This is a genomic window from Paraburkholderia tropica (assembly GCF_900109265.1).
In the GTDB taxonomy this organism is placed as follows: Bacteria; Pseudomonadota; Gammaproteobacteria; order Burkholderiales; family Burkholderiaceae; genus Paraburkholderia; species Paraburkholderia tropica.
Genome location: NZ_FNZM01000004.1, coordinates 440,778 through 458,653, shown reverse-complemented (window position 1 = coordinate 458,653; position 17,876 = coordinate 440,778). Strand labels below are relative to the sequence as shown.

Annotated in this window: 12 protein-coding genes; 6 read left to right on the top strand and 6 right to left on the bottom strand. The window is 68.0% G+C overall.

Annotation, left to right across the window (positions count from 1 at the left end; all coding sequences use genetic code 11):
- The first annotated feature begins 3 nt into the window (after positions 1–3).
- From BMY06_RS08705 to BMY06_RS08690, 4 genes are all read left to right on the top strand, one after another.
- The gene (locus BMY06_RS08705; protein ID WP_065059998.1) at positions 4–498 is read left to right on the top strand and encodes a CvpA family protein; all 495 of its coding nucleotides are present in this window, start codon (positions 4–6) and stop codon (positions 496–498) included.
- A 138-nt stretch (positions 499–636) separates the two neighbouring features.
- Complete coding sequence (gene purF / locus BMY06_RS08700) at positions 637–2,181, top strand: amidophosphoribosyltransferase (protein WP_065059997.1); 1,545 nt, start codon at positions 637–639, stop codon at positions 2,179–2,181.
- Positions 2,182–2,433: 252 nt separating this feature from the next.
- Positions 2,434–3,624: an O-succinylhomoserine sulfhydrylase gene (locus tag BMY06_RS08695; RefSeq protein WP_065059996.1), complete on the top strand. Its 1,191-nt coding sequence runs from the start codon at positions 2,434–2,436 to the stop codon at positions 3,622–3,624.
- A 7-nt stretch (positions 3,625–3,631) separates the two neighbouring features.
- The gene (locus BMY06_RS08690; RefSeq protein WP_074982620.1) at positions 3,632–4,501 is read left to right on the top strand and encodes an MOSC domain-containing protein; all 870 of its coding nucleotides are present in this window, start codon (positions 3,632–3,634) and stop codon (positions 4,499–4,501) included.
- A gap of 30 nt (positions 4,502–4,531) precedes the next feature.
- Here the strand turns inward: BMY06_RS08690 and BMY06_RS08685 are convergent, their stop codons facing one another.
- Together BMY06_RS08685 and BMY06_RS08680 are read right to left on the bottom strand one after the other, a co-directional pair.
- Positions 4,532–5,389 (bottom strand): helix-turn-helix domain-containing protein, encoded by an 858-nt coding sequence (locus tag BMY06_RS08685; RefSeq protein ID WP_065059994.1) that lies wholly within the window; start codon positions 5,387–5,389, stop codon positions 4,532–4,534.
- A gap of 36 nt (positions 5,390–5,425) precedes the next feature.
- Complete coding sequence (locus BMY06_RS08680) at positions 5,426–5,767, bottom strand: FKBP-type peptidyl-prolyl cis-trans isomerase (RefSeq protein ID WP_065059993.1); 342 nt, start codon at positions 5,765–5,767, stop codon at positions 5,426–5,428.
- Between the two features lie 252 nt (positions 5,768–6,019).
- Here BMY06_RS08680 and BMY06_RS08675 point away from each other — a divergent pair, with 252 nt between their 5' ends.
- Both BMY06_RS08675 and BMY06_RS08670 read left to right on the top strand, forming a co-directional pair.
- Positions 6,020–6,790, top strand: a complete 771-nt coding sequence (locus BMY06_RS08675; RefSeq protein ID WP_074982619.1) for a sensor histidine kinase — start codon at positions 6,020–6,022, stop codon at positions 6,788–6,790.
- A gap of 195 nt (positions 6,791–6,985) precedes the next feature.
- Positions 6,986–8,449, top strand: a complete 1,464-nt coding sequence (locus BMY06_RS08670; protein WP_065059991.1) for a hemolysin family protein — start codon at positions 6,986–6,988, stop codon at positions 8,447–8,449.
- Positions 8,450–8,457: 8 nt separating this feature from the next.
- Here the strand turns inward: BMY06_RS08670 and treY are convergent, their stop codons facing one another.
- From treY to glgX, 4 genes are read right to left on the bottom strand one after another with little or no spacing between them, the layout of a single operon-like run.
- The gene (treY, locus tag BMY06_RS08665; RefSeq protein WP_074982618.1) at positions 8,458–11,382 is read right to left on the bottom strand and encodes a malto-oligosyltrehalose synthase; all 2,925 of its coding nucleotides are present in this window, start codon (positions 11,380–11,382) and stop codon (positions 8,458–8,460) included.
- The gene (gene malQ, locus BMY06_RS08660; protein ID WP_074982616.1) at positions 11,379–13,646 is read right to left on the bottom strand and encodes a 4-alpha-glucanotransferase; all 2,268 of its coding nucleotides are present in this window, start codon (positions 13,644–13,646) and stop codon (positions 11,379–11,381) included. The genes treY and malQ overlap by 4 nt, the downstream gene beginning before the upstream one ends.
- Positions 13,643–15,604, bottom strand: a complete 1,962-nt coding sequence (gene treZ, locus BMY06_RS08655; RefSeq protein ID WP_074982614.1) for a malto-oligosyltrehalose trehalohydrolase — start codon at positions 15,602–15,604, stop codon at positions 13,643–13,645. The genes malQ and treZ overlap by 4 nt, the downstream gene beginning before the upstream one ends.
- Positions 15,605–15,631: 27 nt before the next feature.
- Entirely contained in the window at positions 15,632–17,839 is a 2,208-nt protein-coding gene (glgX, locus tag BMY06_RS08650; RefSeq protein ID WP_074982612.1) for a glycogen debranching protein GlgX, read from the bottom strand.
- Positions 17,840–17,876 lie beyond the last annotated feature (37 nt).

Sequence of the window (17,876 nt, the reverse complement as noted above, 5' to 3'; positions counted from 1 at the left end):
CCGATGTTCACGGCATTCGACTACGCTGTAATGGCGGTGATCGGTTTGTCCGCGCTGCGCGGTGCGTGGCGGGGATTCATCGGCGAAATTTTTGGCCTGATCGGCTGGATTGCGGCGTTTATCGTGGCGTGCCGCTACGTGGACCGCGTGGTGCCCTGGATTCCGGCGCATTTGCCGGGTCAGGCGCTCACCCAATGGCTGATCGCCTTCGCGCTGATCGTGATCGGCGTGGTGCTCGTGGCCGGCGTGGCGAACGCGCTGCTCGGCCGGTTGGTGCAGGTGAGCGGATTGTCCGGCGTGGACCGTTCGCTCGGGTTGTTGTTCGGCCTCGCGCGAGGCGTCGTGCTGGTGCTGATTCTCGTCGTCCTTGGCGGACTGACCGAGCTGCCCCAGCAGGACTTCTGGCGCAACGCGCTGCTGCGGCCTTATGCCGTGCAGGGCGTGCACGAACTGAAACCCATGTTGCCCGATACGCTCGCGGCCTACGTTCACGTCTGATCATCAGCTGATCGGTTGTGACAGGGCCCGGGATTGTCAGGCGGCGCTGCCTCGCGGCACTCCGGCCGGACTCGACCGGCCGCCGCGATCCGACTGTTCGCGAGCTGTTACCGATTTCGCTTTTTTGAAGGACCTGCCATGTGCGGCATCGTAGGCGTAGTTTCCCGCTCTCCCGTCAACCAGCTCCTCTATGACGCGCTGCTGCTCCTGCAGCATCGCGGTCAGGACGCGGCCGGCATTGCCACCGCGAACGGCAGCACGTTCCACCTCCATAAGGCCAACGGCATGGTGCGCGACGTGTTCCGCACGCGCAACATGCGTAGCCTGCCCGGCACCTGCGGCATCGGCCAGGTGCGTTACCCGACGGCCGGCTCGGCGTCGAGCGAAGAAGAGGCCCAGCCGTTCTACGTGAACGCGCCGTTCGGCCTGATCCTCGCCCACAACGGCAATCTCACCAACTGGCAACAGTTGAAGGAAGAGATGTTCCGCGTGGACCGCCGCCACGTGAACACGAACTCCGACACCGAAGTGATGCTCAACGTGCTCGCGCACGAAGTGCAGCTCGCGACCACCGGTCTGCAACTCGACCCGGCCGCGCTCTTCAAGGCGGTCTCGGGCGTGCATCGCCGCGTGCGCGGCTCGTACGCGATCGTTTCGCTGATCGCGGGCTACGGCCTGCTGGCGTTCCGCGACCCGTTCGGCATCCGTCCGCTGTGCATCGGCAAGATCGAAACGCCGGAAGGCACGGAATGGATGGTGGCGTCGGAGTCGGTGGCGCTCGAAGGCATCGGTTTCGAGTTCGTGCGCGACGTGGAGCCGGGCGAAGCGGTGTTCATCGATTTCGACGGCAACCTGCATTCGCAGCAATGCGCCGAGAAGCCGAAGCTCAACCCCTGCATCTTCGAACTCGTGTACCTCGCGCGTCCGGACTCGGTGCTCGACGGCGTGCCGGTCTACAACGCGCGTCTGCGCATGGGCGACTATCTCGCGGAGAAGATCCAGCGCGAACTGCCCGACGTGAAGATCGACGTCGTGATGCCGATTCCCGATTCGTCGCGCCCCGCCGCGATGCAGGTGGCGAACAAGCTCGGCGTGGAATACCGCGAAGGCTTCTTCAAGAACCGCTACGTGGGCCGCACCTTCATCATGCCGGGCCAGGCGATGCGCAAGAAGTCGGTGCGCCAGAAGCTCAACGCGATGGGCATCGAGTTCAAGGGCAAGAATGTCCTGATCATCGACGACTCGATCGTGCGCGGCACGACCTCGCAGGAAATCGTGCAGATGGCGCGCGATGCGGGCGCGACCAAGGTGATCTTCGCCTCGGCGGCGCCGCCGGTGAAATTCCCGAACGTCTACGGCATCGACATGCCCACGCGCGGCGAGCTGGTCGCGCATGGCCGCACGGACGAAGAAGTGGCGCGCATCATCGGCGCGGATTACCTCGTGTATCAGGACGTGGAATCGCTCAAGCAGGCCGTGCGCGACATCAATCCCGAGATCGAGGAATTCGAGGCATCGTGCTTCGACGGCGAGTACATCACCGGCGACATCACGAGCGCCTATCTCGACAAAATCGAAACGGCGCGCCTCGCGCCGCAGGCGCAATCCGACCGCGACGCCGCGAGCGACGCGCAGGACGGCGGCTCGCGCTCGCAATTGCATCTGCAACTGTCGGTCGAATGAGTTGCGCGACGGGAAACGCCTGTGCGTTTCCCGTGTTAGCATGTGGGCTTGCGTCGATTTGATCTCAGCTTGCGGACGCGGGGCAACCCAAAACAGCTAAAGCGAACGGTGCAGCATTGGCCGCCGCTCATTTGCTACAGCGCCCCCGAATTCCCGAAAAGCCCGCTTCTGCCGACGCAAAGCGGGCTTTTTTGCGTTTGCGCGCGCCGCGCGCAGACCTGAAACACGGTTCTGGCTACGGAAAACACGAACATGGACGACAACCTCAACTTCGACACGCTGGCAGTTCGCTCGGGCACGCTGCGCAGCGAGTTCAACGAACATTCGGAAGCGCTCTACCTCACGTCGAGCTTCTGTTTCGGCAGCGCCGCCGAGGCCGCCGAGCGCTTCAAGAACTCGGAAACGGGTTACACCTACGCGCGCTTCACGAACCCGACCGTCACCATGTTCCAGGACCGCCTGGCCGCACTCGAAGGCGGCGAGGCCTGCATGGCCACGGCTTCGGGCATGGCCGCGATCATGTCGGTGGTGATGTCCGCGCTGCAGCAGGGCGATCACATCGTCAGTTCGCAGAGCATTTTCGGCTCGACGCTCGGCATGTTCTCGCAGATCTTCAGCAAGTTCGGCATCACGACCACCTTCGTCGATCCGACCGATCTCGACGCGTGGAAGAACGCCGTGCGTCCCGAAACGAAGATGTTCTTCCTCGAAACGCCGTCGAATCCGCTGACCGAAGTCGCCGACATCACGGCCGTCAGCAAGATCGCGAAGGAAGCGGGCGCGCTGTTCGTCGTCGACAACTGTTTCTGCAGCCCCGCGCTGCAACAGCCGCTCAAACTCGGCGCCGACGTGGTGATGCACTCGGCCACCAAGTTCCTCGACGGTCAGGGTCGCGTGCTCGGCGGCGCGCTGGTGGGCTCGAAGCAGTTCATCATGGAGAAGGTGTTCCCGTTCGTGCGCAGCGCGGGCCCGACGCTTTCCGCGTTCAACGCGTGGGTGCTGCTCAAGGGCATGGAAACGCTCTCGCTGCGCGTGGAAAAGCAGTCGGCCAACGCGCTCGAAATCGCGCGCTGGCTGGAGGCGCATCCGTCGGTCAAGCGCGTCTACTATCCGGGCCTCGCCTCGCATCCGCAGCATGAACTGGCGATGCGCCAGCAGAAAGCGGGCGGCGCGATCGTCTCGTTCGAAGTGAAGGGCGACACGCCTGAGGAACAGCGCGCGAACGCATGGCGCGTGATCGACAACACCAGGGTGTGCTCGATCACCGGCAATCTCGGCGATACGCGCACGACCATCACGCATCCGGCGACCACCACGCACGGCCGCATCTCGCCGGAAGCGCGCGCGGCGGCGGGCATCACCGAAGGGCTGATCCGTCTGGCCGTGGGCCTCGAAGATCCGCAGGACGTGCGCGGCGATCTCGCGCGCGGCCTCGGGCAGTGAGCGCGTCATGAGCGTCATCCGCGCGTTGTTCGTGTATCCCGTGAAGTCGTGCGGCGCGATCGCGCTCGATCAAGCGCAGCTCGAAACGCAGGGCCTCGCGTGGGACCGTCACTGGATGGTCGTCGACGCGAACGGGCGCTTCGTTTCGCAGCGCGAATACGCGTCGATGGCGCGCATCGTGCCGGTGTTCGCGCAGGACGGCGTGCAGCTCTCGATGGACGGCGTGAGCGGCGGCCTGCACTTGCCGTTCGCGCCGCGCGGCGACGAGGCGCGTGTGCAGGCGACGGTCTGGGGCGACACCTTCGAGGCGCTCGACGAAGGCGACGAAGCCGCGCAATGGTTCACGCGCGCGCTCGGCGTGCCGGTGCGGCTCGTGCGTTTCGCGCACGACGTCACGCGTCTCGCGAGCAAGAAGTGGACGCTCGACCAGGACGCGCCCACGCAGTTCGCCGACGGCTTTCCGATTCTCGTGACGAGCGAGTCGTCGCTGGCGGAACTCAACGCGCGGCTCGCGGCCAAGGGCGCGCCCGCGCTGCCGATGAGCCGCTTTCGTCCGAACATCGTGGTCGACGGCGGCGAGGCGTTCGACGAGGACTTCATCGACACGCTGTCGATCGAAGACGAAGACGGCGGCGAAGCCGTGGTGCTGCGTTTCGTGAAGCCGTGCGCACGCTGCCCGATCACGACGATCGATCAGCTAAGCGGCGAGCGCGATGCGCAATGGCCCGCCGAGCCGCTCGACACCTTGCAGACCTTCCGCGCGGATGCGCGCGTGGACGGCGGTCTCACGTTCGGCCAGAACGCGACGGTGCTGGCGGGCGCGGGCAAACGTCTCGCGGTGGGCGCGCAGGCGCAGTGGGAATATCGCTTCGAGTGACGGGGTTGCCGTGGGTGAAGCGCGCGCGGCTCAATGCGGCAGCGCGCGCCACTGTCCGGGCGCGAGCCCGAAGCGCCGCGTGAACGCGTGCGTGAAGGCGCTCTGATCGCCGAAACCCACTTCGAGCGCGATGTCGGTCAGCGAATGGCGCGGATCGGCGAGCAGCGTGACGGCCGTATCCAGACGCAGCCGTTGCAGATAGCGATGCGGCGTCTCGCCAAATGCTTCGATAAACAACTGATGAAAGCGCCGCATGCCGAAGCCGCAATGCGCGGCGAGATCGGCGATACGCAGCGGCTGCGCGAGATGCGCGCGCAACCAGCGGTCGATGCGCGCGAAGTCGAGGCCTGCGGCGGCGTCGAATGCGCTATTGCCGGCGATGCCGGTTTGCGAGAGCACCGCGGCGCACAGGCGCGCCGACGCGTCCCAGTGAAAGCGCCGCGCGCGCAAGTCGTCGCCGGACGATGACGATCCGGAAACCGGTGGCGTATCCAGCGAGACCGACGACGACGCCGACAGATAACTCGCGCCCGCCAGCACCGCGCGCTGCGCGATCTGGCGCACCAGCGCCGCGAGCGCGGGATCGATGCGCACGGCGCGCGCCGTGTCGAACAGACGCTCGGGCACCGCGAGCGAGGCCGCGGGCAAATCGAGCACGAGCTGGCGGTTTTCGCCGATGCCCGCATAGTCGTGCCGCGCGCCGGCCGGAATCAGCCACGCGGAGCACGGGTCGATGCGCTCGCCCACGCCGCCCACCGTCATCTCCATCGAACCGTCGAGACCGAGCACGATCTGGTGAAAGTCGTGCAGATCGGTTTCCTCGATGGCCCCGTACCGGCGCAGCTCGACGCCGGGCGCGGTAACGGGCGAATGATGATGCGGATTCATGGTGGCGAAAACGGTGGGCGCGCGAAGCCGACGTGCTTAGACGTCGAGCAGTTCCACTTCGAACACGAGCGTGGCGTTCGGCGGAATCACGCCGCCCGCGCCGCGCACGCCGTAGCCGAGTTGCGGCGGGATCGTGAGCTTGCGCACGCCGCCGACCTTCATGCCCTGGACGCCTTCGTCCCAGCCCTTGATGACCATGCCGCCGCCCAGCACGAAGGCGAACGGGTCGTTGCGGTCCTTGCTCGAATCGAACTTCTGGCCGTCCGTCAGCCAGCCGGTGTAGTGCACGCTGACGGTCTGGCCGGCGGTGGCTTCTGCGCCGGTGCCTTCGGTCAGGTCCTCGTACTTGAGGCCGGATGCGGTGGTCACGATAGACATGAAAGACTCCTGAATCGGAAAGGGTAAAAACGGTATTGTAGGCGGTTTGCAGGTTGCGCAGAGGGGGCGGGCGATAGCGACGGGCAACGTCGCGAGCCGCGCCGCGAGTCGCGTTGCAAGCCGCACAGCGATCATGCCGCTTCGGGCATGGCGCATGCGCGGCTTCCGGCGCGCCGCTGCCTGCCTATAATGGGGCCTGGCCGTACCGGAAGGGGACGGCCCGCCCGCAGCGGGCGATAGAAGAGGAATCCGATGGCGTCGACTTCACAAACCCGTACTGAACGCACGGCACGTCTGTGCGCCGAAGCCGCGCGCTTCATGCGCGACCACGTGCTCTCGCGTGTGTCGCACGATTTGCGCAGCCCACTGAACGCAATTCATAGCTGGGCCTACGTGCTCGAACGCAAGATCGACACGGCCGACGCCGCCGCGCAGCGCGCGCTGTCAGGCATCCGCACGGGCGTCGAGCAGCAGGTGCATCTGCTCGAAACGCTCGTCGATACGACCCGCGCCGAAACGCGCAAGCTCGCGATCGAACGCGGGCCGTTCGCGCTCGATGCGCTCGTCGACGAAGCCGCCAACGACGCGCGCGCTGCGCTCGGCGACGCGCGCGGCGTGAGCTACACGGTGCACGGCGCGGCCGTCGATCCGGCGGCGGCGAGCGTCGAAGCCGACCGCGAGCGCCTCGCCCAGTCGCTCTGGCTGATGCTGGTGTTCGCGGCGGAAACCAGCGAGCCGGGCGCGCAGATCGCGCTGAATGTGAGCGCGACGGCCACCTCGGCGCAGTTCGAGGTCAAGTGGACGGCCAGCCCGCAGACGCTCCTCGACGGCGCGCTGCCGCACGTGCTCGAATCCTTCGCGCTCGCGCAGGCGGCCGAGCCGCAGGAGGCCGGGCGCGCCGCGTGGGTGCTCTCGCTGTGCCAGCGCGTGGCCGAGGCGCATGGCGGCCGTTTCGACGCGCAGCCGCTCGTGGCGGGCGAGGCTGCCACGCTCACGCTCAGCGTGTCGGCGACCGGCGGCTGAACGGCGGCTGAACGGCGCGCCGGAATCGAGCAGCCGACACCCGGGCCGCCTGTGCGGCCCGCTTCGCGTCATACGCAACGGCATGTGAGCTGACGCAATCCCACCCGGCGTCGCGCCGATCGAAACGCCCGACTTAGCCTTACAGGCCGCTTGCACCCCTTATACTGATCGCTTCGTTTTCCGGAGCCCTATCTCTTGATGCAGGTTATCGCCCTGATCGGCGCGCTGTTCCTCGTTGCCCTCAACGGTTTCTTCGTCGCGGCCGAATTCGGTCTGGTCAAGCTGCGCGCCACGCGCGTGCAGTCCCTCGCGACGCAACACGGCATGCGCGGACGGCTGCTCGCCAAGGTCCACGGCCAGCTCGACGCCTATCTGTCCGCGTGCCAGCTCGGCATCACGCTCGCCTCGCTCGGCCTCGGCTGGATCGGCGAGCCCGCATTCGCGCAGCTGCTGGAGCCGGTGTTCGACATCGTCGGCATCCGCTCGCCCGAACTGATTCACGGCATCTCGCTGGTGTTCGCCTTCACGGTGATCTCGTTTCTGCACATCGTGGTGGGCGAGCTGGCGCCGAAGTCGCTCGCCATCCGCCAGGCGGAAAAGATCTCGCTGTGGTGCGCGGCGCCGCTCTATGGCTTCTACTGGACGATGTATCCCGCGATCTGGGCGCTCAATTCGAGCGCGAGCGCCGTGCTGCGCCTCGCGGGCCTGTCGTCGGAACACGGCACCGAAGCGCACTATTCGACCGACGAACTCAAGCTGATCCTGCGCAGCCGCCGCACCGCCGCGCAAGCCGAAGCCGACGCGCACGCGAACGCGAACGGTCAAGCAAGCGGCCACGCGAACGGTCACGCCCAAGGCCGCGAAGCGGCCACGGGGCAAGCCCAGATGCGCTCGCCGCGCCGCTCGCAGGCGTCGCTCGCGCAGGCCGCGAACAACTGGAGCGCCGACGAGTGGAACGCGCTCGCGCATTCGCTCGACTTCTCGCGTCTCACGGTTTCCGACCTCATGCGTCCGACGCACGAAATGGTGGGCCTGCGCCGCGACGTGCCGCTCAAGGACAACATGCAGATCGTGGCGCGCCATCGCTTCAGCCGCTATCCGCTGTTCGAGGACGGCAGCGGCGAAGAAGTCGTCGGCCTGATTCACCTGAAGGATCTGCTGCTCGCGCGCGAGGCCGGCCACGCGCTCGACGACCTCGGCAAGTTCGTGCGCCCCGTGCAGTACGTGAAGCCCGAAACGCCCGCGCTCGCGCTGTTCCGCCGCTTTCGCAAGGGCGCGCCGCATTTCGCGCTGGTGGGCCGCAAGGGCCAGCGGCCGAACGGCTTTCTCACGCTCGACAATCTGCTGGGCGCGCTGGTGGGCCAGATTCACGACGAATTCCATCAGGCCGATACCGACTGGACCCGCATGGACGACGGCACGCTGATGGGCCGCGGCAGCCTGCCGGTGGTGTCGCTCGAACAGGCGCTCGGCATCGATATCGACGAAGGCCGCGCGGAATCAGTGGGCGGCCTCGTGATTCACGCGCTCAACGACTTGCCGACCGAAGGTCAGCGCGTGTCGTTCGATCGCTTCGACATCGTCGTGAAGAAAATGAAGGGACCGCGCATCGTGCTCGTGCGCGTGTATCCGAAGGATCTCGAAGACGAGGGCGGTTGAGCGCATCCTCAAGCGTCCTCGCGCGCGAGATTCGACAGCACGGCGACCGGCAACGCGGCGAGCGCGTCGCGCAGATACAGCAGCGGTTCCTGAGCATCGTGCGTGATCGTGTGACTCGCGTCGCTGAGCCAGTCGTGCAGCGCCGTGGCCGTGCAGGTTTTCGGCAACACCACGGCCGTGTCTTCCCAGCGTTCGGGCGCGACGCGCGGCGTGTCGTCGTCGAGCAGCGCCGCCGCGTGGCGCGTGCCGATCACGACGGCCCACGCATCGCCGTGGCGGCGCGCGAACGCAATCGCATGCGCAGCCTGCGCGCCGCGCACTTCCAGCGGCACATACTCCCCTTCCCGCAGCAATCCCGGCGCGCGAGCGCGCAGCGCGAGCACGCGCCGGATCGTCGCCTGCTTCACGTGCGCGTCGCGCCACTGCGCGAGCTTCGCGGCGGGCGTGTCGTGGTCGAGCGCCGCGGCGCGCCGCGCGTAATCGACGGGTCGCCGATTGTCGGGATCGACGAGACTGAAGTCCCAGAACTCGGTGCCCTGATACAGATCGGGCACGCCCGGCGACGTGAGCCGCAGCACCGTCTGCAAGAGCGTATTCACGGCCCCGGCCGGCGCGACGCGCGCGACGAACGCCGCGAGCGCATGCAGAAAACCTTCGCGACGCTGCGGCGCGAGAATATCGAATAAAAACGCCTGGCAATCCGATTCATAGGCTTCGTCGGGCACGAGCCAGTTGGTGCGCAGCTTCGCTTCGCGCAGCGCTTTCAGCTGCCATTGCGCGACGCGTTCGGCGAGCGCGCGCACGCCCGTTTCGTCGCCGGGATCGAGATCGGGCGGCCAGCAGCCGACCAGCGTCTGATACAGCATCGCTTCCGCCGTGGGGCCGGGCGACCATTGCGCGGGCGGCGCGGCGTCGTTGCGTCGCTGCGGCTGATTGAGCGTCGACCACGCGCGCAAGGTCGCGTTCCATTCCGGCGCGATCTCGCTGAGCACGGCGAGACGCGCGCGCACGTCCTCGCCGCGCTTGTGATCGTGCGTGGCCGTGGCGAGCAGCGCGTAGGGCACGCGGCGCTGACGTTGCTGATTGGCCGCGTGGAAGTCGGCGGCGCTCATCGCGAAGTCGTCGGGATCGGCGCCCACTTCGTTGCGCGAAAGCAGCCGTCCGTAGCGATACAGCGCGGTGTCCTCCGTGGCCTTGGCCGCGAGCGGCGCGCTCAGTTGCGAGAACAGCGCAAGCGCGGTGCGCTGGGCGATCAGCGCATGACTGAGCGGCGCGGGCGCGCTGCTTTGCGCGGCGTTTCTCGGCGAGTTGCGTGCGGCGTTTTTCGCGCCGGACGCATGCTGCTGCGCGTGGCTGTTGGCGCCGCCTGAACCGTTGGGCCGTGCGGGTTTGTTGCCGTTGCCATTCGCGCTATCGGGCGCGCGCGCACCGAGCCACGCGTCGACCTGATCGAGCGCGAGACGGCTCGCGCGCGGCAGCGCCTCGCGCGCCGCCTCCAGCGCCACGTTGAAATAGCGGTTGTCGGTCGCGCCGCGCAAACCGTTGACCGGATAGATGCGATACACCGGGAAATGCATCGCAAGCTGTGCGGCGACGCGATGCACGGTGGCATACGTGAAGTCGCGCGTGCCCGGCTGCTCGCGCGCGATGCGATGCAGCGCGCGTGCCGCGTGATCGAGTTCGGCGGCGAGATACGCGGTGAGGATTTCGCGGCGCGCGTCGAGCGCCACGCGCGCGAACGGCGCGCCGTCGCCCGAGATCGCGGCCCAGCTCTCGGCGAGCGGCGCGGCGCCCGCCGGATCGTGCAGCAGCGCGCCTACGTCGTTCATGAAGTCGTAACCGGTCGTGCCTTGCACGGGCCAGTCTTCGCGCAGCGCCTCGCCGCGCGCGAGAATTTTCTCGACGACGATATACGGCACCGTCGCGCGCAACGACGCGAGCCGCTGGCGTAGCCGCTCGCAATACTCGCGCGGATCGGCGAGCCCGTCGATATGGTCGATGCGCAGGCCGTCGATCACGCCGTCCGCATACAGACGGAACACGAGCTTGTGCACGGCTTCGAACACGTCGTGCCGCTCGACGCGCACGCCCGCGAGCGCGGTCACGTCGAAAAAGCGCCGCCAGTTCACTTCGTCGGTGGCGGTGCGCCACCACGCGAGGCGAAAGTGCTGGCGCTCCAGCAGCCGATGCAGCCTGTCGCGCGGGACCGGATCGGCGCTTGCATAGGATTCCAGAGCAAATTCGATCGGGTCGGTGCCTTCGCGTTCGACGAACGCGCGCAGCGCGTCGCGCGCGGCGCTCGCGCGGGTCTGGTCCTCGGGCTGCGTGGTCAAACCCTGGAACGCGCTCGCGAGCGTGGCGAGATCGGCGCGATCCGCCGATTGCAGGATCGCGGCGTAATCGGTCGGGCAGATCGGGCAGACGTGCGGGCCGTACTGCACGTAAAAGCGCGCGTGGGCCGCGTCGAATTTCAGTTCGATGCGGCCCGCCGCGAGTTCCTCGCCGTACTGCGCGCCGAGAAACGGCATCAGCACCTTGCCGCGCAGCGCGGGGTCGGGCGAGTGCCAGTCCACATCGAAATGCCGGGCGTAGGCGCTGTGCCGTCCCCATTCGAGGATGTCGAGCCACCACGCGTTGTGCGCGCCGCCCACGCCCATGTGGTTCGGCACGAAATCGACGATCAGGCCCATGCCGCGCGCGTGCGCCGCCTCCGCGAGACGACGCAGCGCCGCTTCGCCGCCAAGTTCCGCGCTGACCGCCTGATAGTCGACCGTGTCGTAGCCGTGCATCGAGCCGGGCTGCGCGGTCGTGACGGGCGACAGGTAGAGATGGCTCACGCCGAGCGCGGCGACATAGTCGAGTTGCGCGAGCGCGTCGTCGAAGGTGAAGCCGTGATGAAGCTGCAGGCGCAGCGTCGCGCGGGGAAGTGTCATGGCGTGGGCGGACCGGAGGGCGTGGCGCTGAGGGTGTCGGTTGAAGCGGTTTGCGATGCGTCTGGCGATGAATCCGCGGATTCATGCGCCGATTCATGCGCGGATACAGGCGCCGTCTCGCGCGCGTGCACGATGGTGCTCACGCGTTGCGCGACGGCGGCGTCGGCGTAAAGCGTATCGACGGGCAAGGGCAAACGCTGACGCCAGTTCGGATGCTCGTCGATCGAGCCCGGCAGATTCGGCTGATCGACGAGACCGAGCAGATCTTCGAGCGGACAGGTGACGAGCGGACTCGCGCTCGCCGCCACGTAGCCGAGCGCGCCGGCGACCGGCAGCGCGTCGAGCGGCGCATCGGACGGCGGCGCGGCGGCCTCGCGCGGCGCGAAACCGGTGTCCTGCAGCGCGTGCCAGAGTGCGTCGCGATCGGCGGCGCGCTGTGCGTGTTCGAGCGCGACGGGATCGCGCCCGTCCGCGCGCGGCAAGGTCTGGCCGATGCGGTTGCGCCAGTCGATATCGGCGCCGCGCCACCAGCCCGCGACGGTCGGCAGATCGTGCGTGGTGGTGGTCGCCACGCCGTGCGGATCGTAGCGCGCGGGCGCGAGAAAGCCGCCGCCGTCGCGCTCGAACCACAGCACGCGAATGCCGTAGAGCGCATGCGACGCGAGCCGTTCGCGCAACCCAGGCGGCACGGTGCCGAGATCCTCGCCGATCACGATCGCGCGATGCCGCCACGATTCGAGCGCGATCAGGCGCACGAGATCGTCGAACGGATAGCGCAGATACGCGCCGTGTTTCGCGCTCTCGCCTTCGGGCACGAGCCACAGGCGGCGCAAGCCGAGAATGTGGTCGATGCGCACGCCGCCCGCATGCGCGAACGCGGCGCGCAGCATGTCGATGAAGGCGCGAAAGCCGGTGTTGTGCATCGCGCGGGGCGAGAACGTCGTGAGTCCCCAGCTTTGTCCGGCCTGATTGAAGATGTCGGGCGGCGCGCCGACCGAGACGCGTTGCAGCATGTCCTGCGGCAGCGACCACGCATGCGAGCCCGCACCGTCGCAACCGACGGCGAGATCGGCGACGAGGCCGATCGACATCCCCGCTTCGCGCGCCTCGCGTTGCGCGCGCGCGAGCCCTTCGGCGGCGAGCCATTGCAGGAAGCGATGAAAGTCCACTTCGCGGCGATGCTCGGTCGCGAAGGTCGCGACCGCCGCGCTGCGCGGATCGCGCAGCGTCTCGGGCCAGTCGCGCCAGTGGCGCAGACCTTCGGGGCCGCTGAGCATCGCGGCTTGCAGCGCCTCGAAGCGCGCGTGATCGTCGAGCGCCTGGCCGCCGCGCGCGCAGAACGCGTCGAACGCGGCGGCGCGCGGCGAGCCGCTGTTGCGCTCGTCGGCGTCGAAACGGTCGAAGAGCGCGCGCAACATCTTGAGCTTGAGCGGCTGGGCGCGCGGCCAGTCGATCTGCGGCAGCGCTTCGAGTTCGCGCCACGCGTCCTCCGCGTGCGCGGCGACGATGGCGTCGTGCGCCGCCTGCGCGCCGAACACGGCCGCCGGATCGATATGCGCGACATTGAGCCAGAGCCGCGACGACGGCGCATACGGACTGAAATGCCCAGGCTCGGCGCTGAACATCGCGTGCGTGGGACTGACCGCGACCGCCTGCGCGCCGCGCTGCGCGCTCTGCGTCGCGAGCGTCGCGAGCGCGCTGAAGTCGCCGATGCCGCCATCGCCATGACGGCGCAGTCCATACAGTTGCGCGGCGACGCCCCACAGCGGCGGCACGCGCGCGCCCGCGCCGCGATGCGCGCGCCACGCGTCGCCGACACGCCAGCAATGCGGCGGCGCGACCGCAATCGTCAGGCGATGATCGTTGACCGTGAGCGTGTGATAGCCGGGCTCGGAGAGCGGCGCGAGCAGCGCGGGCTCGCCCTTGGGCATCGTGAAGCGGCCTTCGATATGCTCGCCGTTTTCCAGATCGATCCGATAGTGGCTGCCCGAACGCACCGCCGAGGGCGGCAACTCGATCGCGCTTTCGTACTCGGCGGTGATGAGCGGCGGCAGACGGCGCGTCGATTGCTCGGCGTTCAGCAGCGAGGTGCTGTGGCGCAACTGCGTGGCGTTCGCGCAGGGCAGGCCCGCGCATTCGAGCAAGGCGGCGAGCGTGCTGTCGGGCACGCGCTGCATGACGCCGTGGGCGTCGGACCATTCGACCTCGAAGCCCGCGCGGCGGGCGAGGGCTTCCAGCGTGTCGCTGCGGCGCGCGGTGCTCATGCGTGCGGCTCCTCGCGGCGGACTTCGCGTGCATCGTGATGCAGCGCGTAATCGGGCACGTCGCCGGTCAGCCAGGCCACGCACGCGCGCTCGGGCAGCACGCCGTTGTCGGTGAGATCGCGTGCGCGCGGCGGCGTTTCGAACACGACCATGCCTTCGGGCGCGCGTTCGAGGCGCACGCATTCGTGGCCGAGATTCAACGCGATCGTGTAGATCTCGCCGTCGTCGAGACGCCAGCGCGCGATCAGCGCCGCGCGGCGCGGCGTGTTGCCGTCGCCGCCGCCGTCATGGCGATCGTCGGCGAGCACGGTGGCGCCGAGCGCGCGCGCGTGACGCAGACGCGGCATCAGCAAACGCGCGCGCACCGCGAGCGCCGACTTGTAGAAGTGCATCCAGTCGAGCCGGTCGCCGTCGAGCGGCGCATTGGACGACTGCTCGGGCGACTGTACGGGCGGCGACGAGTTCTCGAACGTGCGCACGTCGTTCGGATCGGGGATCTGCTCGCGGCGCGTGGCGTCGGTGAAGGCGGCAAACGCCTTGAATTCACGCCGACGGCCTTCGCGCACCGCATCCGCGAGATCGCCTTCGAAGGCGGTGAAGAACTGGAACGGTTGCGTCGAGCCGTATTCCTCTTCCATGAACAGCAGCGGAATCTGTGGCGAGAGCAGCAGCAAGGCCGTGGCTGCGCGCAGCGCGTCGTCGTCGTTGGCGAGCGTGCGCAGACGGTCGCCGAACGCACGGTTGCCGATCTGATCGTGGTTCTGCAGGAACATCACGAACGAGGTGGGCGACAGATGCGCGCTCGGCTCGCCGCGCGGCCGGCCGTCGTGCACCGGTGAAGGCTCGCCCTGATAGGCGAAGCCCTCGCCGAGCACGCGCGCCAGCTGCGCGATCGGATGCTCGGCGAACGCGCGGTAATAGCCCTCCGATTCGCCGGTGAGCATCACGTGCAGCGTGTGATGCGCGTCGTCGTTCCATTGTGCGGTGAAATGCGATTCCAGCAGATTCGCTTCGTTGTGCTCGTTTTCGAGCACGAGATGGACGTGACGGCCGGGCTCCACGCGCGCGCGCACGTGGTCGGCGAGTTCGCGCAGCCAGTCGGGATTGTCGATGGCGTGCACGGCGTCGAGTCGCAGTCCGTCGAAGCGATATTCGTTGAGCCAGTAGAGCGCGTTGTCGCTGTAGAAGTCGCGCACTTCGGGACGCTCGAAGTCGAGCGCATCGCCCCACGGCGTGCGTTTTCCGGCCTTGAAAAAGGGCTTCGCGTACTGGCCGAGCCAGTTCCCGTCCGGGCCGAAGTGGTTGTAGACCACGTCGAGCAGCACCTGCAGGCCGTGACCGTGGGCGGCGTCGATCAGCGCCTTGAGTTCGTCGGGCGTGCCGTAGGCCGCGTGCGGCGCGTAGGGCAGCACGACGTCGTAGCCCCAGCCGCGTTCGCCGGGAAAGTCGTTCAGCGGCATCAGTTCGATGGCGGTGACGCCGAGTTCCGCGAGCGCGGGCAGGCGGTTCATCACGCCCGCGTAGCCGCCCAGCGCGCCCACATGCAGCTCGTAGAGCACGGTTTCTTCCCACGGACGGCCTTGCCAGTTCGCGTGGCGCCAGGCGAACGCGCGCGCATCAACGACCTGGCTCGGGCCGTGTACGCCTTGCGGCTGAAAGCGCGAAGCGGGGTCGGGCACGAGTTGTTGTCCGTCGATCCGGTAGCGGTACAAGGCGCCCGGCGCGCACGGCGCCTGCGCCTCGAACCAGCCGTTATGCGAGGGCGTCATGTCGAGCGGCGCGCTCGCGGCGGCGCTGCCGTCGGCCGTCTCGAAGACGATCTGCACCGCGCTGCACGACGGCGCCCAGAAGCGAAAGCGCGTGTGCGGTTTGCCCGGCGCGACGCCCGTCAACTGCGCGCCGAACGGCAGGCAATGCGAATAGTGGCGGATGGGCGAATCATGCGAAAGCGGGGACATGGCCGATTCCTGTAGCAGATTCCAGAGCTATCGAGCTGCGTTTTCCTGCGCGGCGTGCGGCTGGCGCGGGTCGGGCGGCGGCGTCCTCGCGGACGCGGCGCCGTCGTGCCCGCTCTCGTGCGCCGCGTGCGCGCCGTGCGCGGGCCGCGCGCACAACACCACCAGCGCGTGCGCGGCGACTTCGAAGCTGGCGTCGTAGAGCGCGTGCGGCGCGTCCTCGGGGTGCGCGGTGTCGAGCAGCGCGCTCCACGCGAGGCGCGGCGCGGGCGTGCTGAACGTCACCGCCTGCGAGGACGCGTTCAGCATCATCAACAATACTTCGATTTCGCCGTCGAGTCCCGGGCCCGCGCGCCGCACCGCGAACGCGCGCGCTTCGGGGTCCTGCCACGCCGCGGGCGTGAGCCGCTCGCCGTGTTCGTCGAACCAGTCGATGTCGTGCACGTCGGGCATCACCTCGCGGTCGCCGAACAGGAACCGTGCTTCGCGCAGCAAGGGATGATCCCGGCGCAGCGCGATCGCGCGCGCGCAGAACGCGGTCATCGCTTCGCCTTGCGGCGTCGCGGCGAGCGCCCAGTCGACCCACGACATTTCGTTGTCCTGGCAGTACGCGTTGTTGTTGCCTTGCTGCGTGCGGCAGGTTTCGTCGCCGGCCAGCATCATCGGCGTGCCGAGCGCGATGCAGAGCGTGGCGAACATCGAGCGCGCGACGCGTGCGCGCGTGTCGAGTATCGCCGGATCGTCGCTCGGGCCTTCGACGCCCCAGTTCGCGCTCCAGTTCTCGTTGTGGCCGTCGCGGTTCTCCTCGCCGTTCGCATCGTTATGTTTGCGCTCGTAGGACACGAGATCGGCGAGCGTGAAGCCATCGTGCGAGGTCACGAAATTCAGCGAGGCCCACGGGCGGCGCTTGCGCTTGTCGAACAGATCGGCAGAACCGGTGAGCCGCGCGGCGAGATCGGCGCGCTGCGCGGGCGCGCCGCGCCAGTAGCGGCGCACGCTGTCACGATAGCGGTCGTTCCATTCGCCGAATCCGGGCGGATGATTGCCGAGCTGATAGCCGCCCGGCCCCACGTCCCACGGCTCGGAAATCAGCTTGACCTGCGAGAGCACGGGGTCCTGGCGCAGCACGTCGAAGAAACCGCTGTCGGGATTGAAACCGTGCGGCTCGCGTCCGAGCGTGACGCCGAGATCGAAACGAAAGCCGTCGATGCGATACGACGTGGTCCAGTAGCGTAGCGAGTCGGCGACCATCTGCAGCACGCGCGGATGCGACAGATTGAGCGTGTTGCCGCAACCCGTGTCGTTGATCAGATGGCGTTCGTCACCGGGCACGCAGCGGTAATAGCTCGCGTTGTCGAGACCGCGCCAGGAGATCGTCGGGCCGACTTCGCCGCCTTCGCAGGTGTGGTTGTAGACCACGTCGAGCAACACTTCGATGCCGGCCGCGTGCAGCTGGCGGATCGCGATGCGCATTTCGTCGGTGTCGTGGCCCGCGAGATACGAGGGCTCGGGCGCGAAAAACGCCGCCGAGTTATAGCCCCAGTAATTGCGCAAGCCGCGCTCGACGAGAAAGCGCTCGGAAAGAAACGCGTGCACGGGCAGCAGCTCCACGGCGGTCACGCCCAGCTTGTGCAGATGCTCGATGAAATACGGCGAGCCGAGCGCGGCGAAGGTGCCGCGCTGATGGCTGCGCAAATCGCGGCGGAGCATCGAAATGCCGCGCACATGCGTTTCGTAGATGACGGTCTCGCTCCACGGCGTGTTGGGCCGCTGATCCTGCGACCAGTCGAAGGTGTCGTGCGTGACGACGGCCTTGGCCATCGCGGGCGCGGAGTCGCGCCGCTCGAGCGAGAGATCGGCGCGGTTCGAATGCACGCGATAGCCGTACAACGTGTCGGACCAGCGGATCTGGCCGACGAGACGGCGCGCGTACGGATCGAGCAGCAGCTTGTGCGGATTGAAGCGATGGCCTTCGTGCGGCTGATACGGGCCGTGCGCGCGAAAGCCGTACACGGTGCCCGGATGCGCGTCGGGCAGATAGCCGTGCCAGATTTCGTCGGTGCATTCGGGCAGCTTGTAGCGCATGCGTTCCTTGCGGCCGGTCGGGTCGAAAATGCACAGCTCGATGCGCCACGCGTGCGCCGAGAACACCGCGAAGTTGGTGCCCAGCCCGTCCCACGTCGCGCCGAGCGGGTAGGGCGCGCCGGGCAGCAGCCGGTCGGGCATGCCGTTAGCCATATCGATGCTCCTTCTGCTGATTCTTGTATTGCATCGG